This window comes from Bradyrhizobium sp. ORS 86 (assembly GCF_045571475.1).
Classification (GTDB): domain Bacteria; phylum Pseudomonadota; class Alphaproteobacteria; order Rhizobiales; family Xanthobacteraceae; genus Bradyrhizobium.
This window is the reverse complement of sequence record NZ_CP120699.1, coordinates 4262795-4289737: the sequence shown is the minus strand read 5'-3', so window position 1 is coordinate 4289737 and position 26943 is coordinate 4262795. Positions and strand designations below refer to the sequence as shown.

Here is a 26943-nt window from a genome sequence, read left to right as displayed (position 1 = left end):
TGCGCTGGCGACGGGCTGATCGGGATCAGAACCGATCCGGCCGATACGGCGTGGTGTCCACCGAGGATGCCTCGTCGTTCATCATTTCGGCGAGCAGCCTGGCCGTGGCGGGGCCGAGCGTGAAGCCTTGGTGACCGTGACCGAAATTGGTCCACAGCCCACGGTGGCGCGGCGCGCGGCCGAGCACCGGCAGCATGTCGGTCGTGCAGGGACGTGTGCCGTACCACGGCTCGGGTTCGACGCGCTTGCCGATATCGAGCAGGCCGCGCGCGGCGGCCTCCGCATGGCCGAGCTGAACCGGCGTGGCCGAGGCGTCGGGGCCGGTCAGCTCCGCGCCGGTGGTGATGCGGATTCCTTTCGCCATTGGCGCCATCGCGTAACCCATCGCGGTATCGACCAGCGGCAGATCGAGCGAATGGCCGCCGCGATAGTGCATGTGGTAGCCGCGCTTGCGCACCAGCGGGATTCGGTAGCCGAGCCGGCGCAGCAGTTGGGGAGACCAGGGCCCGAGCGCGACCACCGCATTGGCCGCGTCGATGCGGCCCGCAGCGGTGTCGAGCGACCAGCCGGTTGACGTTTCCGTCAGCGTCTGTGCATCGCCGCGCAGGAGCGTGCCGCCGAGGCGTTCGAACAATGCTGCGTAGGCTGAGACGAGGCCGCCGGGATCCGACACGGTCCAGGGATCGAGCCAGTGAATCGCGCCGGGCAGGTCGTCGCGCAGGATCGGTTCGGCCTTGGCAAGCTCGCTGCCGCTCAGGACGCGAAACTTCACGCCGTAGTCGCGCTCGTTCTCTTCCGCGATGGCAATGGCACGCTCCAGTGCCACGGGATCGCGATGCAGCAGGCGATAGCCTGCGCGGCGGATCAGGTTGTCGGCGTGAGCTTCGCGGATCAGCGTGTCGTGCTCCGCGGTGGCGTAGGCGATCAGGCGCGCCCACGCCGCCGTGGCTTCGCGGTGTCGCTCCGGTGTCGAGTTCCACCAATAGCGCAGCAACGGGCCGGCGTGCTGGGGCAGCGCTGTGACGCGATAGTGCACGTCATTGGTGCGGCCGGTCGCGATCTTCGCGAGTGTGACGAGATCGCGCGGCATCGGATAGGGGCGAACGGCCTCGCTTTGGATGATGCCCGCATTGCCGTAGCTGGTTTCGCGGCCGGGCTCCTTGCGGTCGACAAGCGTGACCGACCAGCCGCGACGTTGCAGGTGCAGCGCCGTGCTGACACCCACCATGCCGCCGCCGAGAACGATCGCACTTTGCATTGAAGCCGGTCTCCGTCTGTGGACCTGCGCCGCGCAAGCCCGATAAAAAACGCCCGGGTTTGAGCCGGGCGTTCTTGTTGTCGAGGGTGATTAGTTGCCGCCGCCGAAGCGCCGCGACCACCAGCCTTTGCGGGCTGGAGCTTCGGTGGCCGCCGGTGCCGGCTCCGCCGCCGCAGGCTCCGGCTCGGGGGCAGGGGGCTGGGCCGGCTCCAGCGGGCTTTCGGCCAGCGTCGGCGCCGGCGTCTCCGGCTGCTGGCTCGACAGGAAGTTGACCTTTTCGCGCACCGTGGAGCGCCGCCGCACGGCGCGCTCGCTTTCGGCCGGCGTTTCCTCGGCCTCTGCGGCGGCCTCGGACGCTGCCGCTGTTGCTTCGACAGGAGCCTCCGCGACCGGCTGCGATTCCGGTGCCGGCGCCGGCGCGCCGGGCTCGGGCTCAGCCAGCGACGGGGCCGGCTCCGAACGGCCGTCGAAGTCGGCGACCGCACCGGTGGCTTCCGGCGCCGATGCCGGGCTCAACTCGTCGGAAATGGATCCGGGAAGACCCTCGTCCGATGCACCGCCGCCCCGCCGGCGGCGGCCGCCGCGACGTCCCCGGCGGCGCGGGCGACGTTCGCCGTCGCGCTGCTCGGCCCCGGCAAAGGCCTGTTGTTCCTCGCCCTCGTCCTCGTCGCCTTCGGCATCCTCGGTCGTGGCCACATCGGTGCTCTCAGGCATGACATGCATGAGTTCGCCGTCCTCGCGGGGCTGGCTGATCTCGCGTGCTTCGCTGCCACCGCCGCGGCCGCGCCGCCTGCGACGGCGCCTGCGGCGCTGACCATCACCTTCGCCTTCGGCGCTGGCTTCCTCGCCGGCGGCCTGCTCGTCGGCAAGGCCTTCGGTTTCCTCGGTTTCGACCTCGGCCTCGTATTCGAACGGTTCCGACTCGTCGTCGGCTTCCTCGACCTGCGCCGGTGCCGCGGCAGCCTGCGCCGTCAGAAGGGCCTTAGCCGCCTCGAGCGTGTGCACCTGCTCGCCGCGATCGATGACGTAGGACTGCTGGCCGCTCACGGTGGCGTCGGCGACGATCGACAGCGACACCTTGAAGGAGTCTTCAAGGTCGCGCAGATGACCGCGCTTGTGGTTGAGGACGTAGAGCGCGACATCGGTGCGGGTGCGCACCACGAGATTGTGGGTTGCGCCCTTCATCAGGATTTCCTCGATGCCACGCAAGAGCTGCAGCGCGACGGAGGAGACCGAGCGGACGTGACCGGAGCCGCCGCATTGCGGGCAGGGCTCGGTCGAGCTCTCCAGCACGCTGGCGCGGATGCGCTGGCGCGACATTTCCAGCAGGCCGAAATGCGAGATGCGGCCGACCTGGATCCGGGCGCGGTCCTGGCGCAGGCAGTCGGACAGCTTACGTTCGACCGCGCGGTTGTTGCGCTTCTCGTCCATGTCGATGAAGTCGATGACGATCAGGCCGGCGAGGTCGCGCAAGCGGAGCTGGCGGGCGACTTCCTCCGCCGCCTCCAGATTGGTCTTGAGCGCCGTGTCTTCGATATGGTGCTCGCGCGTCGCGCGTCCCGAGTTGACGTCGATCGAAACGAGCGCTTCGGTCTGGTTGATGACGATGTAGCCGCCGGAGCGCAACTGCACGGTCGGCGAGAACATCGCATCGAGCTGGCTCTCGACGCCCATGCGCGAGAACAACGGCTGGCCGTCGCGATACAGCTTCACCGCGCGCACGTTCGCGGGCATCAGCATCTTCATGAAGTCGCGGGCTTCGCGGTAGCCGGCTTCCCCCGCCACCTGGATCTCGTCGATCTCCTTGTTGTAGAGGTCGCGCAGCGAGCGCTTGATCAGCGAACCTTCCTCATAGACCAGGCTCGGGGCCTGCGAGCGCAGCGTCAGGTCGCGCACGGTTTCCCACATCCGGATCAGGTATTCGAAGTCGCGCTTGATCTCCGGCTTGCTGCGCGAGGCGCCTGCGGTGCGCAGGATGATGCCCATACCCTCGGGTACGTCGAGATCCTGAACCACTTCCTTCAGCCGCGAGCGGTCCTGGGCCGAGGTGATCTTGCGGCTGATGCCACCGCCGCGCGCGGTGTTGGGCATCAACACGGCATAGCGGCCGGCCAGCGAGAGATAGGTGGTGAGGGCGGCGCCCTTGTTGCCGCGCTCTTCCTTCACGACCTGCACCAGCATCACCTGGCGGCGCTTGATGACTTCCTGGATCTTGTACTGGCGGCGCGGTCGGAACGGACGCTCCGGAACTTCCTCGAGCACGTCGTCGCCGCCGACGGATTCGACGACATCTTCTTCTTCGCCCTCTTCGCCGTCCTCTTCATCCTCGTCATCACCGGCGTCTTCGCCATGCTCGCCTTGGGACGCGGCGGCGTCCTCGGACCCGGCGTGCGCGGGCGGGGTATGTTCATCGGTCGTCGCGTGCAACTCGTTTGCTGCGTGCGGCGCATCGTCCGCGTGTGCGGTATTTTCCTCGACCTGCTCCTCATGGGCCCGTTCGGGCTCTTGATTGAGCACGACGATCTCGGCGGGATCGGGCGCCGCCGTCGCAACGGAGGCCTCGACCGCAGCCGCGACGGGATCAGGCTGCGCGTCGGCATCCGGCGCGACATTCACGTCATGAGCGTGGTCCTGCTCATGATCATGCTCATGCGGGTCATGATCATGACCTTCATGATGGTCGTGATCGTGATGATGTTCATGATCATCGTGGTGATCATGGGCGTGTTCATGCGCCTCGTGCTCGTGAGTTTCCTCATGAGCTTCCTGGGCGATCACGTCGTGGTCGCGTTGTTCGGTATCGACCGGATGCTCGAGGGCGTCGTGGGCTTGGGCCTGCGGATCAGTTGCCCCTTCGACCACTTCGCTTTGCACCCGATCGCCGTGACCGCGGCGACGGGCATTGCGATGGCGTGACCGGCGGCGGTGGCCGCGGTTCTCATGCTCTTCCTCGGCCTCGCGATGGGCGCGCTCATCGGCTTCGATCAGCGCCTGACGATCGGCGACCGGGATTTGATAGTAGTCCGGATGGATTTCGCTGAAGGCGAGGAAGCCGTGCCGGTTGCCGCCATATTCGATGAAGGCGGCTTGCAGCGACGGTTCTACGCGCGTGACTTTGGCGAGATAGATATTGCCGCGCAGTTGCTTGCGCTGGGCGGTCTCGAAATCAAACTCTTCGACTCGATTGCCACGGACCACGACGACCCGGGTCTCTTCCGGGTGGGTGGCATCGATCAACATCTTGTTGGGCATTTGGGAGCTCTTGACGGCGGCGGGCGCGAAGCATGGCGCGCGCGAATAGCGCCGCCTGGTGACGCGACGGTCCACCTGATTCGGGGGTGAGGGGAAGGCCAAAACGCATCTCGCGACGCAGCGCCGAGCGGGAAGTCGCCGGGATGATGCGACGGGCGAGGCCTTCACCTCGCGTCAACGCGATCGTCTCGGGGATTCTGGTCGGCAATGCAGTCTGGCGCATTAAGCGTCGGCCCGTCTAAACATGTTGGCGGCGAGAAGTGCCGCCGTGTCTTTTGCTGAAAGCCCGGCGCGGCGCCGAAGCGCCTGCCGGCCATCGCATATCGAGGCCCCAAGGGGCCGGATAATCAGCTATGTCGTGTCTCAAACCGTCCCTCTGCGAGGGAGTGTGCCTGGGACCGGACGCCGCTCGGGCTCGAAACCGCCACTCCATGTCAGCCGCGCGCGGCGCTGGCTGCGGAGGGATCGGAAAAACACGGCGGGATCTCCAACGTCGAAGGTTCCACCGCTGCACCGGGAGGCTGAACGCGACACAACCGGGAGTACTAGCCGTCAGCATCCCGTACATACGTGGATTGACCGCCGCGTGCAAGGGAAGCGTCGCGGCGCGGCAACACTCAAACCTTTTCACCGCTGTGTCGTTAGGGTGCAATTAACTGTGTGGTCCTAATGCGGTAAAGGGCTGCTTGGAGGCACCGAGTCGGTGGAAAGCCGCGCAAATCACCGTATTTTGCTGGGAGGCGCACTGTTGTGCGCTGCAGCATTGGCGTTTGCGTGGATGGACGGTCCAAGCGTCGCCGAGAGCGCGCAAAGCGACCAAGCAGCGCCCGCCGCCGCCATCGCGAAGCTCCCCGTCGCGTCCGGTGCACGACTCGCCGGCGATGGCAAGCAGACCCGATTCATCCTCGACCTCGACCGCAAGATCGAGTTCCGTGCTTTCCCCCTGGGCGACCCCTATCGCGTCGTGGTGGACATCCCACAGGTCGACTTCCAACTCGACCCCGGGACGGGTGCGACAGGGCGCGGGCTGGTGAAGGCGTTCCGCTACGGTCTCGTTATGCCCGGGGGCTCCCGGATCGTGTTCGACCTGACCGGGCCGGCCAAGATCGCCAATTCTTATGTGTTGGACGCCGCCAACGGCCAGCCGCCGCGGCTGGTGCTGGACCTCGAAGAGGTCGACCGTGCGAGTTTCGTGCAGTCGCTTACCTCGCAGAACCGCCCCGAACTCAAACCAGCCGTTGCGGATGCCAATGCCGCGGCTGTCTCCCCCGACACGGCGCCCGCCGCGCCTCCGCCGGCGGATCCCCGTCCGTTGATCGTGATCGACCCTGGCCACGGCGGCATCGACAACGGCACCCAATCGGGTGAACAGTTGGAAAAGACCTTGGTCCTGGCCTTCGGTCTGGCGCTGCGCGACCGGGTCGAGCAATCCGGCAAATACCGCGTGGTCATGACCCGGACCGACGACACCTTCATCCCGCTCAACGACCGAGTGAAGATCGCGCGCACCCAGGGCGCGGCCTTGTTCGTGTCGATTCACGCCGACGCCTTGCCGCGCCGGGAGGGCGACGCCCAGGGCGCGACGATCTACACACTGTCCGACAAGGCTTCCGACGCCGAGGCTGAGCGGTTGGCCGATGCTGAAAACAAGGCCGATGCCATCGGCGGGGTGAACCTTACCGACGAGCCCACCGAGGTCGCCGACATCCTGATCGACCTTGCGCAGCGGGAAACCAAGACCTTCTCCAATCGCTTCGCCCGCCTGTTGATGAAGGAGATGAAGACCACGGTCAGGATGCACAAGAACCCGCTGAAATCGGCCGGGTTCCGGGTGCTCAAGGCGCCGGACGTCCCGTCCGTCCTGGTCGAACTGGGTTATGTCTCCAACAAGGGAGACCTCGAGCACCTGGTCTCCGAGAGCTGGCGCAACAAGACCGTCGGCTCGATGGCAGAGGCGATCGACGCATTTTTCGCCAAACGGATGGCAACAGCAGGGCCGGCGAACTGAAACCGGCCGCTGCAGCGGGCCGAGGTTGCCCCGAGCCCTAGTTTGGCCACAGCGGCAACGGTATAGACAACCCACCGGAGGCGCCCCGGAATCAGCCATAGTGTCTGGCGGCTCATGTCTGTTGGGATATTGGGCAACGTGAATGTCAGCCCGCTGAGCTCCGGGATTCGCGTGAAGGCTTTCGTAGGGCGCTTTGGATCATCGAGCGCCGAAGGGGTGGAGCGGAACTTCGATAATGCGCCTGCTCGTGCGGTTCATGGGTTTCTTGTTCGCTGCCGGAACCGTCGTGTTCCTGGTCGGCGTCGCCGCGGTCGCGGGCGCGATCTGGCATTTCTCCAAGGACCTGCCGGACTATTCGCAGCTCCAGGATTATGAGCCACCGGTGATGACACGCGTGCACGCGGCTGACGGCGCGCTGCTCGGCGAATACTCCAAGGAACGCCGGCTCTATCTGCCGATCCAGGCGGTGCCGAAGCTCGTGATCAACGCATTCCTCGCCGCCGAGGACAAGAACTTCTACGAGCACGGTGGCATCGATTATCAGGGCATGATCCGGGCCGCGATCCTTTACGCGCAGAATTATGGCTCCAACCGCCGCCCACAGGGCGCCTCGACCATCACCCAGCAGGTTGCGAAGAACTTCCTGCTGAACAACGAGGTCTCGTTTTCGCGCAAGATCAAGGAAGCCCTGCTGGCGATGCGCATCGAGCGCGCCTACTCCAAGGACCGCATCCTCGAGCTCTATCTCAACGAAATCTATCTCGGTCTTGGCGCCTACGGCATCGCCGCCGCCTCGCTGGTCTACTTCGACAAATCGGTCAACGAGCTGACGGTTGCGGAGGCTGCTTATCTTGCTTCGCTGCCGAAAGCTCCCGCCGCGCTGCATCCGGTGCGCAACCGTGACCGCGCAATCGAACGCCGCAACTATGTGATCGACCGCCTGCTGGAGAATGGCTGGATCAAGCAAGCCGAGGCCGACAAGGCGCGCAAGGATCCGCTGATCGTCACCAGCCGCTCGAATGGCGCGCATATCTTCGCCGGCGAATATTTCGCGGAAGAGGTGCGCCGCGACATCTTCGAGCGCTACGGCGAGAAGAAGCTCTATGAGGGCGGCTTGTCGGTCCGCACCACGCTGGATCCGAAGATCCAGGTGATGGCGCGCAAGACCATGGCCGCCGGTCTCGTCAACTATGACGAGGCGCAGGGCTGGCGCGGGCCGCTGCAGAAACTGGACATTTCCGGCGATTGGGGCGTCAGGCTTGCCGAGGTCAAATCGCTGTCCGACATCTCGCCGTGGCGGATGGCGGTGGTGCTGGAGAGCAGCGATCAATCGGCCCGGATCGGCTTCCAGCCCGGCCACGAATTCGGCGGCGCGGTCAGCAAGGAGCGGCAGACCGGCATCATCACGATGGACGGGGTGCGTTGGGCGAAGACCAAGGGCAAGGCGCCAACGGCCGTGTCGCAGGTGCTGCATCCGGGCGACGTGATCTACGCCGACCCGTTGGTGACCAAGGAGGGCGCTGCGGTAGAAGGCCAGTACCGCCTGCGGCAGTTGCCGGAGGTCTCCGGCGCGATGGTGGTGATGGATCCCTTGACCGGCCGCGTGCTCGCGATGGTCGGCGGCTTCTCCTTCGACCAGAGCCAGTTCAACCGCGCGACGCAGGCTTATCGGCAGCCCGGCTCGTCGTTCAAGCCGATCGTCTACTCGTCTGCGCTGGACAATGGCTACACGCCGTCCACCACCGTGATCGACGCGCCCATCGAGATCGACCAAGGGCAGGGCGCCGGCGTGTGGCGTCCGGAGAACTACTCGACTGGCAAATATTACGGGCCGACCACGCTGCGCAACGCATTGCAGCGCTCACTCAACACTGTGACGGTGCGGCTCGCCCAGGATGTCGGGATGCCCTTGATTGGCGAATATGCCAAGCGCTTCGGCGTCTATGACGAATTGCCGAACTATCTGTCCTACGCGCTCGGCGCCGGCGAGACCACGGTGATGCGCATGGTGACGGCGTATTCGATGTTCGCCAATGGCGGCCGCCGGGTGAAGCCGACGCTGATTGATCGCATCCAGGATCGCTACGGGCATACGATCTTCAAGCACGACCAGCGCGAATGCCGCGGCTGCGATGCGCCGGAAGGATGGAAGAACCAGCCCGAGCCGCAATTGATCGATCGCCGCGAGCAGGTGCTCGATGCCATGACCGCCTACCAGATCACCGAGATGATGGAAGGCGTGGTCCAGCGCGGTACCGCCACCGTCGTGAGGGAGGTCGGCAAGCCGATCGCCGGCAAGACCGGCACCACCAACGACGAGAAGGACGTGTGGTTCGTCGGCTTCTCGCCCGACCTCGCTGTCGGTGTCTATATGGGTTACGACAAGCCGCGCAATCTCGGCCGAACCGCCACCGGCGGCCACGTCGCCGCGCCGATCGCACGCGACTTCCTCAAGCTCGCGCTCGCCGACAAGCCGCCGACCCCGTTCAAGGTGCCGGCCGGTATCAAGCTGATCCGCGTCGACGCCAAGACCGGCATGCGTGCCGGCCCGGGCGACGGCGGCAACACCATCCTGGAAGCCTTCAAGCCGGGTACCGCGCCGCCGGAGAATTATTCAGTGATCGGTGTCGCGGACGCCGATGGTCGCGGGCCTCCGCCTGGTCCGCAGCCGTCGCAGGGCGGGCAGCAGCCTGATGGCGGCTTCTTCATGCGTCCGGGAACCGGCGGACTGTATTAGCGATTCTCCGCTCCAAAACGCCGGGATAGCGCGGCCAAGCGGATTGCGCTTTACCGCGCCGGTCGTTACATCCCTCGCAAGCTTTTTTCCCAACTCCCGAAAGATCATGCGCGCGGAAATCGAACGCCTTGTTGAAGAGATCAAGCAGTCAGTCGGGCTGCTGAGGAGGCATCTTTGACGTCGAACAATCGACGGCACGCCTCGCTGAGCTGAACAAGCTCGCAGAAGATCCCAATCTCTGGAACGACCCCCAGAAGGCCCAAAAGCTGATGCAGGAGCGCACCTCATTGGAGGACGCGCTCTCTGGAATCGGCAAGGTCGAGCGCGAACTCGAGGACAATATCGGCATGATCGAGCTCGGCGAGGCCGAGAACGACGAGTCCGTGGTCGCCGACGCGGAGAAAGCGCTTAAGGACCTCAAGAAGGAAGTCGCCCGGCGCGAGCTCGAGGCGCTGCTCTCGGGCGAGGCCGACAAGTTCGATTCCTATCTCGAGGTCCATGCCGGCGCCGGCGGCACCGAGAGCCAGGATTGGGCACAGATGCTGCTGCGGATGTACACGCGCTGGGCGGAGAAGCACGGCTTCAAGATCGAGTACCTCGAGGAATCCCAGGGCGAAGAGGCCGGCATCAAGTCCGCCACCATCCAGATCTCTGGCCACAATGCCTATGGCTGGCTGAAGACGGAGGCGGGTGTGCATCGCCTGGTGCGCATCTCGCCGTTCGATTCAAACGCGCGGCGGCACACCTCGTTCTCGTCGGTGCAGATCTTCCCGGTGATCGACGACAGCATCAAGATCGAGATCAAGGAGTCCGACGTCCGCACGGACACGATGCGGTCCGGCGGCGCCGGCGGCCAGCACGTCAACAAGACCGAGTCCGCGGTGCGCTTGACTCATATCCCGACCGGCATCGCGGTGGTCTGCCAGGCCGGCCGCTCCCAGCACAAGAACCGGGCGCAGGCCTGGGACATGCTGCGCGCGCGGCTCTACGAGATCGAGCTGAAGAAGCGTGAGGAGCAGGCCGCTGCCGACCAGGCCGCCAAGACCGATATCGGCTGGGGCCACCAGATCCGCTCCTATGTGTTGCAGCCCTATCAGATGGTGAAGGACCTGCGCACGGGAGTGCAGACCTCCGACACGTCGGGCGTGCTCGACGGCGATCTCGACGAGTTCATGGCCGCGACGCTGGCGCAGCGTGCCTTCGGCACCGGGCCCGGCGCGGTCGAGGATGTGGACTGATCCATGCCGCGCGTCGCCTTCATCGGATTGGGACGCATGGGCCACGGCATGGCCGGTCGTTATCTCGATGCCGGCTTCACAGTCACGGTGTGGAATCGCACCAGGGCGAAGGCCGAGGACCTGATTGCACGCGGCGCGCAGTGGGCGACCTCGCCGGAAGATGCCGCGATCGACGCCGACGCCGTGGTGACCATGGTGGCCGACGATGAGGCCTCGCGCTCCGTCTGGCTGACGACGGACGGCGCAGCCGCGACCATGAAAGCCGGTACGCTGGCGATCGAATGCTCCACCGTGTCGTATCAGCACGCGCTCGAGATGGCGCGCGAGTTGCGCAGCCGCGGGCTGATCTACATCGACTGCCCCGTCACCGGCCTGCCGGCGGCGGCCGCCGAGGGCAAGCTGACGCTTCTGGTCGGAGCCGATCCAGCCGATCTCGAGCGGGCGCGACCGTTCCTCGCGCCGATCGGCGAGACGATCCGCTATTTCGGCGCTGTAGGTAGCGGAACGGTATTCAAGCTCATCAATAATCTGTTGGGCGCGGTGCAGATCGCGAGCCTTGCCGAGGGCGTCGCGATGGCCGAGCAGGCGGGCCTCGACATGCAGGTGGTGGCTGAAGCACTCGCCACCGGAGCGGTGGCGAGCCCGCAGGTGATCCGACATTCCAGGCGGATGATCGACCGCGACTTCTCGAACGCCTCGTTCACCGCGGCGCTGCGCCACAAGGACGCCACCTATGCCGTACGACTGGCCGAGGCACTGCTGCCCGGCGTGCCAGTCAGCCGCGCGGCGCTCACCGCCTACGAGCGGGCCAAGTCGCATGCGCCCGATGGCGACGAAGGCAAGATGATCGAGATCACGTCGCGGCCGAAATAAGCGGACTGGCGGATCGCGGAAATCGGGTGGCAATTGCGACTGCGGCCGGCTACGCATCTGCGCCTGCGCAGATGAGAGCCGGATATGTCGTCTTCCGCCGATAACAGGATCGATCCCCGCGATTGGATGCTGCTGGGGCTGCTGTCCGTGTTGTGGGGCGGCTCGTTCTTCTTCAACGGCGTGATCCTGCGCGAATTGCCGCCATTGACCCTGGTGCTGCTGCGCGTGGCGCTTGGGGCTGCCATCCTGCTGCCGCTGCTGCGGACCTATAAGATCGCGCTGCCGAAGGGCTGGGCCGGATGGGCGCCGTTCTTCGCGATGGGGCTGTTCAACAACGTGCTGCCGTTCTCCCTGATCGTATTCGGGCAGACCTACATCACGAGCGGGCTGGCCTCGATCCTCAACGCGACCACGCCGCTGTTTGCCGTGGTGATTATGGCTGTCGGCGGCGAGGAGAAGGCGCAGCCCCGTCGGATCGCCGGCGTGGTTGCGGGCGTGATCGGTGTTGCCGTGCTTCACGGCGATGCGCTCGGGATCGAGAGCCGGCAGGGGATCGGCATCCTGTTGTGTCTGGCCGGGGCCTTCAGCTATGGCCTCGCTGCGCTGGTATCGCGGCGGCTGCCGTCGCACGTGCAGCCATTGGGAACCGCGACGTTCCAGATGATAGCGTCGGCCGCGATGATGGCCGTCGTCGCCGGGGTCGTCGAACGGCCTTGGCTATTGCCGATGCCGCATCCGGCGACGTGGCTCGCGGTGCTTGGCCTTGCAGCCCTGTCGACGGCATCGGCCTACATCGTGTTCTTCCAGATCCTGCAGCGCTCCGGAGCAACCAATGTGATGCTGGTGACGCTGCTGATTCCGGTGACGGCGATCCTGCTCGGCTATCTCATGCTCGGCGAGCCGATCTCGCCGCGCGAGGTGATCGGTGCGCTGATGATCGCGAGCGCCTTGCTCCTGATCGACGGGCGCGTGCTGACATGGTTTCGGCGCTAGCCTGCGAGCCGTGCCTTCGTCCATGCCGCATGCCATCCGGTGAAGCGTCCGCTGTCGCGCTCACCGCCATGCCAGGCGGCGTAGACGGTGCCGTCGTCGGCGACCAGCACCACCGCATCGAGCCCCTTCGAGCGGCGCAAGGTCTCCATCGCCTGCGCCGGCGTCTGCGCGATCGGTCCCGCCACGTTGAACGACGTGTTGACCGACATCTCGACGCCGATGTGGCGGCCGAGTGCCTTCAGGTAGGCGTAGGTGAGGGGATCATGCGCCTCGCGCACGATCTGGATGCGTCCGGTGCCGTCGGCATGCACCACGGCCGGAATTTTCTCGCGCGCCTGCGGCTTCGAATGCGCGGTCAGCACCATGTAGTTATAAGCGTTGTAGTCGTCGTCGGACGCGCCGTCCTCCAACTCGAAATAGTCGCGCGCGGCCTCCAGCGTCGCCATCGGCGCCAGCGGGCGGATCGCCTCGCGGTATTTGACGCGCTCGTTCAGCCGCGCGCGCACGTTGGGATCGCAGGGATTGGCGAGGATCGAGCGATGTCCGAGCGCGCGTGGGCCGGTCTCGGCGGCGCCCTGGTAGAGTGCGATCACGCCACCCTGAGCCACTATGAAGGCCATCATGTCCGCAATGGCGTCCCGTCCCTCCGACGTCGCGACACTGCCGATCCGGGTCGAGGCGACATCGTCAGCCTCCAGCGCTGCCGTGATATCGGCCGCCGACGGCGGCAGGCCGCAATAGAACGCGTGCGACAGCGGCGCGCCGCGCGGCGCGCCGGCCATATGCGCGAACAGCCAAGCGGCGCCGATCGGCACGCCGGGATCGCCGGGCACCGGCGGCACCCACATATGCAGCCGCGTCTTGCGCTGCTGTGCCTTCGCGAACCACGCCTCGTTGAAGTGCTCGAGTAGACGCATGTTGCCGAGCGCATTCAGCGCGACGCCGCCGGTCAGCACCAGCCGGTCGGTTCCGGTGATGCGCAGCAAGTGATCGATGACATGGATCATCGCATCCTCGAACACGAGCTGCGTTGCGGCGGCCTTGTCGAGCCGGTCCTTGGTGTCGGCGCGATGATGGATGTCCTCGACGCGCAGCACGGCGTCGGGATTCCAGAGCTGGTCGGGCCGAAGCGGTGGACCAAGAATATCGATCAGCGGGGCCTTGTAAGGATTCTCGGCCGGATCGCTGTGCCAATTGGCCATCGCGCGATTGAGATGCACCGCGCCGTTCGGGCCGAGCAGCAGTACGTTCTTCAATCGCAGATAATAGGGATTGGTCGCGCGGTTCATGTCGCCCCAGGCGGCCGCGCCCATGTAGCGCCCCTCGCTGGAGAGCCAGGTCCAGCCGCCCTGGCTTGAGGAGATCACGGTGTAGAAGGCGCCGAGCGAGTCAAACAAGCTCTTATTGCAGTAGAGCTGCTTCATCTCGCCGTTGCGGGCAACGTAAAGCGAGATCGAACCGACGTCTCCGGTGCCGTCGAGGACGGCGATCGCGACCGGCTCACGCGAGTCGGCAAAGGGAGAGGCGGTGAATGAGTACCACGCGTGATTATCATGGTGCGGCATGCAGATCAGCGGCAGCCGCTCGCCAAGTCCGTACATCCGTCCCAGCCTGCGGGACAGCCGCCGCACCTGGTCCATCTGTCGCAGATTGATCGCGGGCGCGATCGGCGCGCGCAGGAGCTTGAAGCTGCCCGGCGCCTCCTCGACCGAGGTGCGGATCAGCAGCGCCAGCAGCGCCGGATAATCCCACGTCGTGACGAAGGCTGCGATGTCGCCGATGTCGCGGCCCATCCGCCGCAGCACCTGGCGCATATCCTCCAACGCGTGTTGGGGAAACTCGTTGGTGTGCTTGTTGCCGGAGAAGCGCTCTTCCTCGTTGTTGACGATCAGGCGCGGGCCGCCGCTCTGGGTGACTTCGACCAGGGCTACGCCGGTATTGTGCGTGCCGGGGCAGGCCAGGCCGGCGATGTAAACGGTCTCGCCGCGTTGCAGCCGCTCACGGACCGCAGCGATCGAGCGTTTGGCGAAATCGCCGTTCGCCTTGTGCAAGCCAAGACGCACCATCACAGGCTCGGTGAGCCAGCGCGTGAGTTCGTAGCTCGCGGCTGCCAATCGCGGATGCCGCGGACCGATACGGATGTCCGGTTTATGCAATCAAAGCGCCTCGACCTGTGAGCCCCCGACGGACCATCAATCACAAATAGCGCCAGGCAACAATGCCGTTTCGTCCAACGGAAATACCCAGCGCTTGCCAGCACTTTCGTGACTTGCGAAAGTTGCCGCCAAAACCAACGACAAAAATCGGGAGGAAACGATGGTGACTCGGCTTGGATATATCGGCGCGGTCGTGGCGTTCGCAAGTGCCGCACTGATCGCGACCGCGGCCTACGCGCAGAAGAAATACGATCCCGGTGCGAGCGATACCGAAATCAAGATCGGCAATATCATGCCGTACAGCGGTCCGGCATCGTCCTACGGCGTGATCGGCAAGACCGAGGCGGCGTTCTTCAAGATGATCAACGATCAGGGGGGTATCAACGGCCGCAAGATCAACTTCATCAGCTACGACGACGCCTATTCTCCTCCGAAGGCGATCGAGCAGGCGCGCAAGCTCGTCGAGAGCGACGAGGTGCTGCTGATCTTTCAGGCGCTAGGCACGCCGTCCAATTCGGCGATCATGAAATACATGAATGCAAAGAAGGTGCCGCAGCTCTTCGTCGCCTCCGGCGGCACCAAGTTCGGCGACCCGAAGAATTTTCCCTGGACGATGGGCTTCCAGCCCAACTATCAGAGCGAGGGACGCATCTACGCCAAATACATCCGCGACAAATTTCCCAACAGCAAGATCGCGGTGTTCTGGCAGAACGACGATGCGGGCAAGGATCAGTTCAAGGGCCTGAAGGACGGGCTCGGCGACAAGGTCGGCATGATCATTGCCGACAAGTCGTACGAGGTCAGCGATCCCTCGATCGATTCCCAGATCGTTGCGCTGCACGATTCTGGCGCGGACATCTTCTTCTCCTGGGCCGCGCCGAAGGGGTCGGCGCAGGCGATCCGCAAAGTCGGTGAACTCGGCTGGAAGCCGAAGTTCTTCCTCGCCAACACCGCGACCTCGGTCGCCTCGGTGCTGAAACCCGCAGGCCTCGAATTCTCCAAGGGCATCATCTCGACGGCCTATCTGAAGGATCCGACCGATCCGACCTGGGACAAGGATCCCGCCGTGCAGAATTGGCGCAGCTTCATGGACAAGTATTATCCCGATGGCGACAAGGCCAACGCCAACAACATCTACGGCTATGTGCAGGCCGAGGCGATGGTGCAAGTGCTGAAGCAGTGCGGCGATCATCTGACGCGTGAGAACGTGATGAAGCAGGCCGCGAATCTGAAGAACTTCCACTCCGACCTGATGCTTCCCGGCATCATGGTCAACACGGCACCGGACGACTATTTTCCGATCGAGCAGATGCAGCTCATGAAGTTCAACGGCGAGGCGTGGGAGCTGTTCGGTGACGTCATCACCGGAGAAGTCGGGCACGACGCAACGCGATAGCTATCTGGAGGCGGGCAAATCAGTGCCAGAGGGCATGCCGAATCCGCCTCCTCATTCCGGGTCGACAGGTCGCGACGCAAGCGGAAGATGCTTGCGCCGTCGAAGGACTGTTGAACGTGTGGGGCCGAGAGGCTCTCAGCCGGCGTTGAGTCGCACGCCCGCGCGCAGGAAACGCTGCGGGTCGACCGCTTCGCCGTCGATGCGCGTTTCATAGTGCAGATGCGGGCCGGTGGAACGGCCGGTCGAGCCGACTTCGCCGATCACCTGGCCGATCTTCACGTATTCGCCGACCTTGACCTTGATCTCGGAGAGATGGCCGTAGCGCGTCGAGAGCCCGTTGCCGTGGTCGACCTCGACCATGCGGCCGTAGCCGCCGGCCCAGCCCGCCGATACCACCTTGCCGTTCGCGGTGACACGCACCGGATCGCCCTGGGCGGCACGGAAGTCGAGTCCGGTGTGCATCGCAGGCCGGCCGAGGAAGGGATCGGTTCGCACGCCGAAGCCGCTGGTGAACTCGACCTCGCCGACCACCGGCTTGCGGTAGGGCACCAGCGCCAAGGTCTGGTTCAGCCGCTGCATCTGCGCGCGGTTGATGTTAATGCGATAAAGCTGGCGCTCGAACGGACCGGCATCGGGAGCGAGCTTCACCGGCACGAACGGGCCGCCCATGCCGCCGCGCGGCGTCGCTGCCTCGAGATGCGCCATGTTGAGGCCGAGATCGCTGATCACGCCACGCATCCGGCGCACCTTCGATTCAATGCCGTCCTCGACCGAGGAGAGTGCCGCGACCTGTCGCCGTTCAACCTGGTCGAGTGAGGTTTGCAGGCGGACCAGCACGTTATCGACGCCCTGCGCCTTGGCGAACTGGCTCGGCTGCGTCTTGGCGACCAGCGGCGCGCGAGACTCCAGCCGCGCCTCGCGATCAGGCGGCGCCACGAAGATCACGGTGTCGCTGATCGGCGAAGGCTTGGGCGTGCCGGAGGAGGGCGCAGCCTCGGCGCGGCCCTGCGGCTTGACCGATCCGGTGCTTCCGAGGTCCGGGATCGCGCCGAGCGCGGTGGCGCGCGATTCCAGCGTGGCCTGCCGCCGCATGATCTGGTCGAGCTTCTGGTCGAACTGCTCCTGGTCGAGGAGCTGGCGGCTGGTGGTGCGATCGACCTTGGCGCGCAGCTCCGCGATGCGGTCCTCATAGGCGTATTGCATCTCGGCCTGGCGCGCGATCAGCCGGGTCAAGACATCGTCGCGGAACGCAAAATAAGTGGCAGTCGCCGCCGACCACATGCCGAGCAGGACGATGGTGCCGACAATGATCCAGAAGACGACCGGCCCGAAGCGGACCTGTTTGCCGGCGTGGACGATGGCATAGCCGGCGCCCGAGGCCGCCGCGCTGGGCGCATGGGCCGGCATCGACGCCGCATGGGCGGCCGGGCGGCGTGGCGGTGCGCGGCCATGGTCCTGCGGATGATGGTGTCGGTGATATTCGTGATGGTGACCGGACCGGCTTGACATCGGTACTCCCGCGGCCGGTCGGACCAAGTTCCGTACGGCTAATTTGCGGGACCGATTTGAGCCTTCTATGGTTAATTTTCGGAAAACGGAACCTCGGCACTCAGAGCGATCGGGCGGCTGCCAGCACCTCGTCGGCGTGGCCGTCGACCTTCACATGGCGCCAGAGCCGGGCGATTTTTCCGTTCGAATCGACCAGAACCGTTGTGCGAATAGTTCCCATGAAGGTCCTGCCATACATGGATTTTTCGCCCCAGGCACCATAGGCCTCCAGCATGCTATGCTGCTCGTCGGAGAGGAGCGGGACCGATAGCTGGTGTTTGCTTCGAAATGACTCCTGAGCCTTAACCGTGTCGGCGGAAATGCCGAGCACTGCGGTATCCGCGTCCGCGAAGGCGCTGCTCAGCCGGGTGAAGTCGATTGCCTCCCGGGTGCAGCCGGGGGTGTCGGCGCGGGGGTAGAAGAACAGGACCAGCTTCTTGCCGGCGAAGTCCTTCAACGAGACGCTGCCGCCGCCGTCGCGCGGCAGGCTGAAGGCCGGTGCCTTGGCGCCTTCGGCGAGGGTTACCCCGGGAGCTTTTGTCGCGCTGCCGACCGGCTTCGACTTTAACGCTTTCGAGTCGGCCTTGTGCGAGGCTTGGCTACGAACCGCCGCGGCAGTCTTGCCCTTGGTCTTGGCAGCCGCCGTGCGGGTTTTCGCAGCAGACGTCCCCGTACTTCTACGTGCGGCGCGGGCAACCTTGGTTGCTGCCCGCTTTCCGATTGTGTTGGAGGATTTCTTGCGCGTTTTCTTGGACATACGCCTTCCTTTCGTCGCTTTCCGCGGTTCAACCATTGGGGTATTGCGGGCCTCATTCGCGGCGACCGGATTCGCGGGCCGTCGCTGGGCAAGTTTGATGGCCTCGGAGTATGGTTACAAGGAAATCGACGCACTACCCGTCCGCTCGTCGAATCGGCTTTGTTTCGGTTCTTAGGTCCGTCAGTGGGCAACCTGATTAGTCGAGGATAGGCAGCGATGCCGGCACAGGAGGGCTCGATACGAATCGACGGGCGCCCCGATGTCGGCGATCGACATCACCGCCAGCACCGAGAGGCAATGGCAAGACATACGTCGCCGCAGGGACCAAATCCGCGCGTCGAGGCTGAGTTCTCGCAATGGGAAGATCAGGTCGCGTGGGACGAGCAGGATGAGGCGGCGGGTCACCGTGCGCGGCAATTGCTGGCGCGTTCCAACACCAATCTGCATCGCTTCAGCGATTCCTGTACGCGCCTGCAGCGCTGGCTGAACGGCGAGCGCTGGGTGCGCCGCATCGGGCTGGTGCTTGGCGTGCTCGCAGTCATTTTCGCGACTTGCTTCGGCGCGCTGTGGTGGCGGCTCGGCGCCGGGCCGATCAACCTCGATATCGCAACGCCGTGGCTTGCCGCCGCGATCGAGGAGAACATCGGTCACGGCAACACCGTCGAGGTCGGCGGAACGCAGATCGAGCGCGCCGGTCGGGTCAGGATCGCGGTGCGCATCCGCGACATCATCGTCCGCGATCGCGACCACGCCATCGTCGCGAGCGCGCCGAAGGCCGAGGTGCGGCTGTCGGGAACCGCGCTGCTGCTCGGGCAATTGCGTGCCGAAAGCCTTAACCTCGTCGATGCCGAACTGTCGGTACGCATCACGCCGGACGGCTATGTGACGGTGTCGGCCGGCGACACCGCAAAGCCGCTCGCCACCGGCGTCGCGTCCAAGAAGGAGGCCGGGATCCCGCCGACGTTCCCGCGTCCGGTGCCCGCCGCGCCTCCGCCGGCGCCGTCCGATGCCGCCACGGCCACATCCGATTCGCCGCCATCGGCGCAGAGCGGCCTGCTCGCGGGTCTCGATTGGCTGGACAGTCTCAGCCTGACCGGCCTCGACGGCCAGAACCTCAATGAGATCGGGCTGAAGAACGGCAATCTGGTCGTCGACGACCAGCAACGCGGCAACAAGTTCAGCTTTGAGAATATCAGCCTGAGCCTGCGCCGTCCGAGCGAGGGCGGCGTGGCGCTGAGCTTCGGCGAGGAGGGCGTGAAACCCTGGGCGGTACGCTTGGTGGTCGGGCCGCAGGTCGATGGTGTGCGCTCGGTCGATATCAAGGCCGACAAGGTCTCGGCCGCCAATATCCTGCTGGCGCTGCGGACCAAGGACCTCACCTATAGCGCCGACCTGCCGATATCGGGTGAATTGAAGGGCGAGCTCGGCCGCGATGGTCTGCCGACCTACTTCCGAGGCAAGATCAACGTCGGTGCCGGCAACATCATCGACACCGACACACCCGACTACCCGATGGCGATCGATTCGGCCGACATGAGCGTCGAATGGGATTCGGGGCGGCGCGTGCTGCTGGCGCCGATCAAGATCATCTCGGGTGCGAACCGGATCACGCTGCTCGGTCACCTGGAACCGCCGAACGACAACGTGACCGACTGGCAGGCGGGCCTGTCGGGGGGCACCATCGTGTTGGCCGGCATCGACGCGACCGAGCCGCCGCTGATCTTCAACCGCATCAACATCGGCTTCCGGTTCGACACCGACAAGAAGCGCGTGCTGCTGACCCAGGCCGACATTTCCAACGGCGAGATTGGGGTGGCCGGTACCGGCAGCATCGACTATTCCGGTGAGCCGCGGCTGCAGCTCGGTTTCGCCGGGACACCGATGTCGGCGACCGCCTTGAAGCGGGTGTGGCCGACCATCATCGTGCCCGAGGTGCGTCAGTGGGTGATCGAGCGCATCGAGCGCGGCACGCTCCAGCGCATCGATGTCGGCGTCAATTCGCCGGTGCACAATCTGTCGCGCAAGGGGCCGCCGATCCCGGATGACGGTCTTTCGGTGAACATTGTCGCTTCCGGTGTCGCCGTGCATCCAGTCGATGGGATGCCTTCGGTGCACGATGCGGATCTGAGGGCCAAGGTGACCGGGCGCACCGCGACGGTGTGGATCGGCCAGGGCATCGCCGACACGCCGGCAGGCCGCAAGATCACCTTGTCGGATTTCACCTTCGAGGTGCCGGACATGGCGCCGAAGCCCTCGCCGTCGAAGGTCAAGTTCCGGGTCGACTGCCCGGTGCCGGCTGCCGCCGAGATCCTCGCCTCCGACCGGCTCAGCGATCTCTCGGGCCCACCGATCGATCCCAATGCCAGCAAGGGCAACGTCACGGCCACGATCAACCTCGGCATGCCCGTGAAGGGCGAGCTGACCAAGGCCGACACGACCTATGCCGTCACCGCCGATGTCACCGCCGTTGCGGTCGACAAGCTGGTGATGAACCAGAAGCTCGAGGCCAACGCGCTCAAGATCGTTGCCAGCAACGCCGGCTTTCAGGTCAAGGGCGACGTCAAGATCAACGGGCAGGCCGCATCGCTCGACTACCGCAAGCCGGCCGACGGCGATGCCGACGTCAAGCTGCAGGCGACGCTGGATGATGCCGGCCGCGCGCGGCTCGGGATGGATTTCGGCGCGGCGGTCTCCGGCGCGATCCCGATCAAGCTGAGCGGCAAGATCGGCAGCGGCGACAACAGCACCAAGATGGGTGTCGAGGCCGACCTGACCCAATTAAGGCTCGACAATGTGCTGCCGGGCTGGGTCAAGGCATCGGGCAGGGCGGGCAAGGCGACCTTCAACGTGGTGCCGAAAGGGCAGTCGACGCGGTTCGAGGATATCGTGGTCGAGGGCAGCGGCGTCTCGATCAAGGGCGCGCTCGAAGTCGACCAGAATGGCGATCTCATGAACGCGAGCTTCCCGACCTACGCGCCGTCGGAAGGAGACAAGACATCGCTGAGGGCCGATCGCGGGCCCGACGGCGCGTTGAAGGTGACGATGCGCGGCGACGTTTTCGACGGACGCGGCTTCCTGAAGTCGGCAATTTCGGGCCGCGAGTCCGATGGGAGGAGCAAGGCCAAGAACATCGATTTCGACTTCGACGTGAAGCTCGGCGCTGTCGCCGGCTTCAACGGCGAGGCGGTGCGCAGCGTCGATGCCAAGATGTCGCGCCGTAACGGCTTCATCAAGGCGTTCACGCTGAGCGGCAAGGTCGGGCGCGACACGCCCGTCAGCGTCGATATGCGCGGCCGTCAGCAGGGACGCGAGGTGATCTATCTGCAGACCAGCGACGCCGGCGCCTTCCTGCGCTTCATCGACACCTATTCTAAAGTGATCGGCGGACAGTTGACGCTGGCAATGGAGCCGCCGACACCGGAGCCCGGCCCCCGGGAGGGCCTGCTCAACATCCGCGACTTCGCCGTGAAGGGAGAGGCCCAGCTCGACCGCGCCGTCGCCGGCGGACCGGTCAGCACGCAGAACGGCATCGCATTCTCCGCGTTGCGCGCCGAGTTCACGCGCCAGAGCGGCATGCTCACGATCCGCGACGGTGTGGTCAAGGGACCGAGCATCGGCGCGACCATCGAGGGCAGCATCGACTATATCGGCAACCAGGTGCGGATGAACGGCACCTTCATTCCGATGTACGGACTGAACAACATGTTCGGCCAGATCCCGTTCTTCGGGATCTTCCTCGGCGCCGGCAGCAATGAGGGCCTGATCGGCGTCACCTACGAGGTGGTCGGGACGCCGAGCCAGCCCGTCCTCCGCGTCAACCCGATCTCGGCGCTGGCGCCGGGACTGACGCGCAAGATTTTCGAGTTCAAGCAGTACAACAACCCGAACGATCTGCCGCCGACGAACAACTAGGGCGTTGGCTCGCGACCGATCGTGTGACCCGGGTTTGCGAGAGACCCAAAGCATGCGTGAAGCGGCCGACCGGATCATCGCTCATTACGAGCGGCATGCGCTTGCCTGGGATGCCGGTCGGCGCGCGGCCGGCTGGAACGACAAGCCGTGGCACGATCGCTTCATCACGGCCTTGCCAGGCGCGGCCAAGGTTCTCGACCTTGGTTGCGGGTCGGGGTCCCCGTTGCTCAATACATGGCCGAACGCGGGCTTCACGTGACGGGCGTGGACTCGTCGCCGACCTTCGTTTCCCTGTGCCGGCAACGGCTCCCTGGACATGAGTTCCTGGTCGCCGACATGCGGTCGCTGGCACTGGCGCGTCGGTTCGACGGCCTGCTCGCCTGGGACAGCTTCTTTCACCTGGCGCCGGATGACCAGCGGCGGATGTTCGATGTGTTCGCCCGGCACGCTGCGCCGTCGGCGGTGCTGATGTTCAATAGCGGGCCGAGCCATGGCGAAAGCATCGGAGCGTATCGCGGCGATCCGCTCTACCACGCCCGCCTGAGTGCGGATGAATACACCGCGCTGCTTGACGGATTCGCCTTCGAAGTCATCGCCCATGCGGTGGAAGACTGGGCCTCAGGAGGCGGCCGTACTGTGTGGCTTGCGAGGGCAGTCGCCTAGTCCAGCGGCAACTTCGCCGGAAGCAAGACCAGGGCAACGATCACGGCGCATGAGGAGACCATCGCTGCCAACGCAAATGGTCCTGCAAAAGCTGCCGAATCTGAGCTCCCAAGCGATGCGCCGACGACGGCAATGCTGATCGCGAAGCCAGCCTGCCGCACGATCATCGTCACGGCCGAGGCCATTCCGGCCTGCGTCGAAGGCGTCAGCGCCAGGACAACGCCCGACATTTGCGGGTTCGCGAGCGCAGCACCGACGCCGATCGTCAGCATCCCGGCGCAAGTGGCCAGGAGACACATCGTGGCGTCGGAGCCGAGAGCCGCAAGCACAAGCAGGCCGTCTCCGACGGCGATGACGCCGAACGCGAGGGCGAAGAAGCGCCGCCATCCCCAATACGTCACGAAGCGGCCACCCATCAATGGGATCAGAAGCATCGGCAGTGTTGCCACAAGCAGCGCAGTGCCGGCCGTCTCCATGCTCATCGCCAGGTCGGCTCTCAGGAATAGCGGCAAATAGACCAGCAAGGCCCAGTATCCGAACTGGATCGCAAGCAAGAGCGCTCCAACCGCGATCATTGCCGACGTTGCGAACACACGCGGATCGAACACCGGACGTCGACTGCGCCATTGCTGCAAGCCGAACAGAGCGGCCAATATCGCGCCGCCCGCAAAGATCGAAAGCCGCAGGGCCGGCGAGCTGTCGCGCCGCAGGAGAGCATCGATGACCAATCCGAGCGACATCGTCAGCAATGCGACGCCCAGGAAATCGACAGGACGGCGGTCCGTGGTGCGTACCTCCGCCACCAATTGCGGCACGGAGATCACCAGCGCCGCGCAGAACGGGACGTTAGCGTAGAAGATCCAGCGCCAGCCGAACCGCGCGGCGAGCAGGCCGCCAAGGGTCGGGCCCAGGGCCATCGCGACGCCGGATATGATTCCAATGATGCCGAATGCCCGAGCCCGCTGCGCGAGGTTGGGGAACGCGCCGGCAACCAGCGCGATCGCACCGGTGGCCGTAAACGCAGCGCCGATGCCTTGGGCGGCCCGTGCCGCGAGCAGCAATTGGCCGTTCGCCGCCATGCCGCACGCAATCGAGGTGAGCAGAAACACGGCGTTGCCTGCCAGCATCGAGCGTCGGCGGCCGAACCGGTCGGCTAGCGCGCCGGAGACGACGAGGGCGCCCGTGAAGGCGAGGCTGTAGGCATCGATGACCCAGGCTGCGTCGGCTACGGAGAAACCGAAGTCCGCTGCGATTCCGGGAAGAGCGACAACAACCGCCGTCACGTCGAACAGCGTCAGGAACGTGGAGAGGCCAAGCGCGAAGGTGATAAGGAGCGATTGCTCCTGCCTGGCTTCGAAGCTACGACTGCGCATATTGCCCCTTCGTCGTCGAATTCGCAGCGGGTCCGGTCGAGAGGTCGCGTGGCGCCTTCATAGACGGGGGCTGCTGACAGCATGGTGTCAGCAGGTCAGCGATCCCTGCAGCAGCACCATATGCGGATTGGGAGGGCTGGCCGAACTCACCGCCGCAGCGCCGGTACCACCAGGAACGGAATCAAGCCCAGCACCACGTTGACGAGCGCGAACACGATGAGCGGATTGTAGCTGTGGGTCCAGTCATGGATCAGGCCGCCGCTCCATGAGCCGAGCCCCGAGCCGAGGCCGCTACCGATCATGATCGTGCCGTAGATCGTGCCGACGCGCTCGCCACGGAAGATTTTTAGCGCGGTCGCGGTGATCAGGGGGCCGCGCGATCCGATCATGCTGCCGAAGCAGATCACGAAGCCTGTCAGCAGCCAGTAGTTCGGATACCACTGCAACAGCCAGAGCAGGATGATGCCGACGATCGAGACGCCGTAGCTGAACAGCACCGACGGCCGGCGGCCGATGATGCCGTCGAGCGTGGAGACGCCGAGCATGCCGACGAACAGCGCGACGCCGGAAAAGCCCCAGGCGGTCGCCGCCTGCAGCGGCGGGAAGCCGACGTCGATAAGGTAGGCGACGATCTGCGCGGTGAGCGCGTACATCGCGACCGCGGTGAAGAAGAAGGTGGAGAACAAAGCCCAGAAGGCGTGATGGCGCATCGCGCTGAGCAGCGTCCAGCCTTCGTCGACCAGATCTGCATGGGCCTTTCTGACGACATGGGGCGAGCCAAGTGCGAGCCGTCGCCACGGCAGTAGCAACAGCGGAACGAGCAAACAAAGCGCTGTTATGCCGAACACGTCATAGGCGTTGCGCCAGCCGATCCGGTCGATCAGGACCTGCGAGAGCGGGAGCAGCACCAGCAGGCCGGCGCCGGTCGCCGAATACATCACGGCCATCGCGGTCGGAAGCCGTGGCCCGAACCAGCGGCCGAGCAGGATCGAGTTCGAGACGTTGCCGATCAGCGCGGTGCCGAAGCCGACGCAGAGACCGACGCTGAGCCGGAATTGCCAGAGGGCCTGCGCATGCGCGGCAACGAGGAATGCGCATCCCAGTAGCAACATCCCGAGCGAATAGACCACGCGGGGACCCGAGCGATCGAACAGGCGTCCGACCAGCGGCGCGGTCAGACCGCTGGCGAGCCAGGTCAGCGAATACACCGAGACGACTTGCGCGCGATCCCAGCCGAAACTTTCCGAGATCGGCTTCAGGAACACGGTGAAGCTGTCGCTGAGGCCGCGTCCCAGCACCGACAGCACGAAGCAGAGCGCCAGCACGTTCAACGCGACGCGTGACTGATTCAGCGGCGCTGCAACCGCGTCGTTCGGGTTCGTGGTCTGGTCCATCGGAAAGCAGGGAGCGCGCTTTCTGTGCTCCCTACAACCGACAAATGCGAATGCGCCTATGCAGGCTTGAGCAGGACGTGCCGTTTCTTGCCGAGCGAGAGCTTGACGACGCCCTCCGGCGTGAGGTTGCCATTCGTCAGGAGCATCTTCTCGTCGGTGACGGCAACATCGTTGACGCGCAGCCCGCCGCCCTTGATCTGGCGCCGTGCCTCGCCGTTCGACCCGACGAGTTCGGCCTTCACGAAGGCGGTGAGAACGCCGAGCCCATCAGCAAATTCGCTCTGCGGAATTTCTACCGTCGGCAGCGTCTCGGCGAGCGCGCCTTCCTCGAAGGTGCGCCGCGCTGTCTCGGCGGCCTCGTTCGCCGCGTCGCGGCCGTGGAGCAGGGCGGTGGCTTCGGTCGCCAGCACCTTCTTGGCCTCGTTGATCTCGCTGCCGCCGAGCGCCGCAAGCTTGCTGATCTCGCTCATCGGCAGGATCGTGAACAGCTTGAGGAACTTGATGACGTCAGCGTCCTCGACGTTGCGCCAGTATTGCCAGAAGTCGTAAGGCGAGAATTGGTCGGCGTTCAGCCACACCGCGCCCTTCGCCGTCTTGCCCATCTTGTCGCCGGAAGCGGTGGTGAGCAGCGGCGTGGTCAGCGCGAACAACTGCGGCGTGCCCATGCGGCGGCCGAGATCGACACCGTTGACGATGTTGCCCCATTGGTCGGAGCCGCCCATCTGCAGCCGGCAGCCGACACGGCGCGACAGCTCGACGAAGTCGTAGGCCTGGCAGACCATGTAGTTGAACTCGATGAAGCTCATCTCCTGCTCGCGCTCGAGCCGGAGCCGCACCGAATCCATGGTCAACATGCGGTTGACCGAGAAGTGGCGGCCGATGTCGCGCAGCATCTCGATCCAGTTCAGCTTGGTCAGCCACTCGGCGTTGTCGAGCATGATCGCGTCCGACGGGCCGTCGCCATAGCGCAGCACCTTGGCGAACACGCCGCGGATCGACGCCTTGTTGGCCTCGATCTCCGCGATGGTCCGCATCGCGCGCGTCTCGTCCTTGCCGGAGGGGTCGCCGACCATGGTGGTGCCGCCGCCCATCAGGGTGATCGGCTTGTTGCCGCTCTGCTGCAGCCAGTACAGCATCATCATGGTGAGGAAGTTGCCGATGTGCAGCGACGGCGCGGTGCAGTCATAGCCGACATAGGCGGTCGCCTGGCCCTTCGCGGCGAGCGCGTCCAGGCCCTCGAAATCGGAGCATTGGTGGACGAAGCCGCGTTCCTGTAAAGTATTCAGGAAATCCGATTTAAATGCAGTCATTTGTCGGCGACTCAGAGCATTCGAGTTTTACGGTTTTTGCATCAATTTGCGGAACCTTGGTGCTCAAGCTGCCGC

General features: G+C 65.1%; 17 protein-coding genes. 9 read left to right on the top strand and 8 right to left on the bottom strand.

What is annotated here, in order from left to right:
- Nucleotides 1-25: 25 nt before the first annotated feature.
- Together P6U25_RS19995 and P6U25_RS19990 are read right to left on the bottom strand one after the other, a co-directional pair.
- Nucleotides 26-1258: an NAD(P)/FAD-dependent oxidoreductase gene (locus P6U25_RS19995; protein WP_407146474.1), complete on the bottom strand. Its 1233-nt coding sequence runs from the start codon at nucleotides 1256-1258 to the stop codon at nucleotides 26-28.
- A gap of 90 nt (nucleotides 1259-1348) precedes the next feature.
- Entirely contained in the window at nucleotides 1349-4510 is a 3162-nt protein-coding gene (locus P6U25_RS19990; protein WP_407146473.1) for an Rne/Rng family ribonuclease, read from the bottom strand.
- Nucleotides 4511-5213: 703 nt separating this feature from the next.
- Here P6U25_RS19990 and P6U25_RS19985 point away from each other — a divergent pair.
- The 5 genes from P6U25_RS19985 to P6U25_RS19965 all read left to right on the top strand — a co-directional run bounded on the left by P6U25_RS19985 (nucleotide 5214) and on the right by P6U25_RS19965 (nucleotide 12359).
- Nucleotides 5214-6518, top strand: a complete 1305-nt coding sequence (locus tag P6U25_RS19985) for an N-acetylmuramoyl-L-alanine amidase (RefSeq protein ID WP_407146472.1) — start codon at nucleotides 5214-5216, stop codon at nucleotides 6516-6518.
- A gap of 235 nt (nucleotides 6519-6753) precedes the next feature.
- Nucleotides 6754-9255, top strand: a complete 2502-nt coding sequence (locus P6U25_RS19980) for a penicillin-binding protein 1A (RefSeq protein WP_407146471.1) — start codon at nucleotides 6754-6756, stop codon at nucleotides 9253-9255.
- 106 nt (nucleotides 9256-9361) lie between these two features.
- Nucleotides 9362-10493 (top strand): peptide chain release factor 2 gene (prfB, locus tag P6U25_RS19975; protein ID WP_407146470.1). Its coding sequence is split into 2 segments (ribosomal slippage): nucleotides 9362-9430 and nucleotides 9432-10493, totalling 1131 coding nucleotides; the frame shifts between segments, so codons are not numbered across the junction.
- Between the two features lie 3 nt (nucleotides 10494-10496).
- A complete protein-coding gene (locus tag P6U25_RS19970) occupies nucleotides 10497-11366 on the top strand; it encodes an NAD(P)-dependent oxidoreductase (protein ID WP_407146469.1) in 870 nt (289 codons plus the stop codon).
- 84 nt (nucleotides 11367-11450) lie between these two features.
- Nucleotides 11451-12359, top strand: a complete 909-nt coding sequence (locus P6U25_RS19965; protein WP_407146468.1) for a DMT family transporter — start codon at nucleotides 11451-11453, stop codon at nucleotides 12357-12359.
- Here P6U25_RS19965 and P6U25_RS19960 read toward each other — a convergent pair.
- Nucleotides 12356-14515: a carbamoyltransferase C-terminal domain-containing protein gene (locus tag P6U25_RS19960; RefSeq protein ID WP_407146467.1), complete on the bottom strand. Its 2160-nt coding sequence runs from the start codon at nucleotides 14513-14515 to the stop codon at nucleotides 12356-12358. The genes P6U25_RS19965 and P6U25_RS19960 overlap by 4 nt on opposite strands.
- 160 nt (nucleotides 14516-14675) lie before the next feature.
- Here P6U25_RS19960 and P6U25_RS19955 point away from each other — a divergent pair, with 160 nt between their 5' ends.
- Nucleotides 14676-15911, top strand: a complete 1236-nt coding sequence (locus tag P6U25_RS19955; protein ID WP_407146466.1) for an ABC transporter substrate-binding protein — start codon at nucleotides 14676-14678, stop codon at nucleotides 15909-15911.
- A gap of 135 nt (nucleotides 15912-16046) precedes the next feature.
- Here the strand turns inward: P6U25_RS19955 and P6U25_RS19950 are convergent, their stop codons facing one another.
- Together P6U25_RS19950 and P6U25_RS19945 are read right to left on the bottom strand one after the other, a co-directional pair.
- Nucleotides 16047-17420 (bottom strand): peptidoglycan DD-metalloendopeptidase family protein, encoded by a 1374-nt coding sequence (locus P6U25_RS19950; protein WP_407146465.1) that lies wholly within the window; start codon nucleotides 17418-17420, stop codon nucleotides 16047-16049.
- Between the two features lie 100 nt (nucleotides 17421-17520).
- Nucleotides 17521-18216: a peroxiredoxin gene (locus P6U25_RS19945; protein ID WP_407146464.1), complete on the bottom strand. Its 696-nt coding sequence runs from the start codon at nucleotides 18214-18216 to the stop codon at nucleotides 17521-17523.
- A gap of 216 nt (nucleotides 18217-18432) precedes the next feature.
- Here P6U25_RS19945 and P6U25_RS19940 point away from each other — a divergent pair, with 216 nt between their 5' ends.
- Genes P6U25_RS19940 through P6U25_RS19930 form a run of 3 tightly spaced genes read left to right on the top strand, consistent with a single transcriptional unit; the run spans nucleotide 18433 to nucleotide 22791 of the window.
- The gene (locus P6U25_RS19940; protein ID WP_407146463.1) at nucleotides 18433-22128 is read left to right on the top strand and encodes a hypothetical protein; all 3696 of its coding nucleotides are present in this window, start codon (nucleotides 18433-18435) and stop codon (nucleotides 22126-22128) included.
- Between the two features lie 52 nt (nucleotides 22129-22180).
- Nucleotides 22181-22387 (top strand): hypothetical protein, encoded by a 207-nt coding sequence (locus P6U25_RS19935; RefSeq protein WP_407146462.1) that lies wholly within the window; start codon nucleotides 22181-22183, stop codon nucleotides 22385-22387.
- Nucleotides 22363-22791, top strand: a complete 429-nt coding sequence (locus P6U25_RS19930) for a class I SAM-dependent methyltransferase (protein ID WP_407146461.1) — start codon at nucleotides 22363-22365, stop codon at nucleotides 22789-22791. The genes P6U25_RS19935 and P6U25_RS19930 overlap by 25 nt, the downstream gene beginning before the upstream one ends.
- Here P6U25_RS19930 and P6U25_RS19925 read toward each other — a convergent pair.
- From P6U25_RS19925 to tyrS, 3 genes are all read right to left on the bottom strand, one after another.
- The gene (locus tag P6U25_RS19925) at nucleotides 22788-24164 is read right to left on the bottom strand and encodes an MFS transporter (RefSeq protein WP_407146460.1); all 1377 of its coding nucleotides are present in this window, start codon (nucleotides 24162-24164) and stop codon (nucleotides 22788-22790) included. The genes P6U25_RS19930 and P6U25_RS19925 overlap by 4 nt on opposite strands.
- A 146-nt stretch (nucleotides 24165-24310) precedes the next feature.
- Nucleotides 24311-25558: an MFS transporter gene (locus P6U25_RS19920; RefSeq protein WP_407146459.1), complete on the bottom strand. Its 1248-nt coding sequence runs from the start codon at nucleotides 25556-25558 to the stop codon at nucleotides 24311-24313.
- Between the two features lie 56 nt (nucleotides 25559-25614).
- The gene (gene tyrS / locus P6U25_RS19915; RefSeq protein WP_407146458.1) at nucleotides 25615-26868 is read right to left on the bottom strand and encodes a tyrosine--tRNA ligase; all 1254 of its coding nucleotides are present in this window, start codon (nucleotides 26866-26868) and stop codon (nucleotides 25615-25617) included.
- Between the last annotated feature and the right edge of the window lie 75 nt (nucleotides 26869-26943).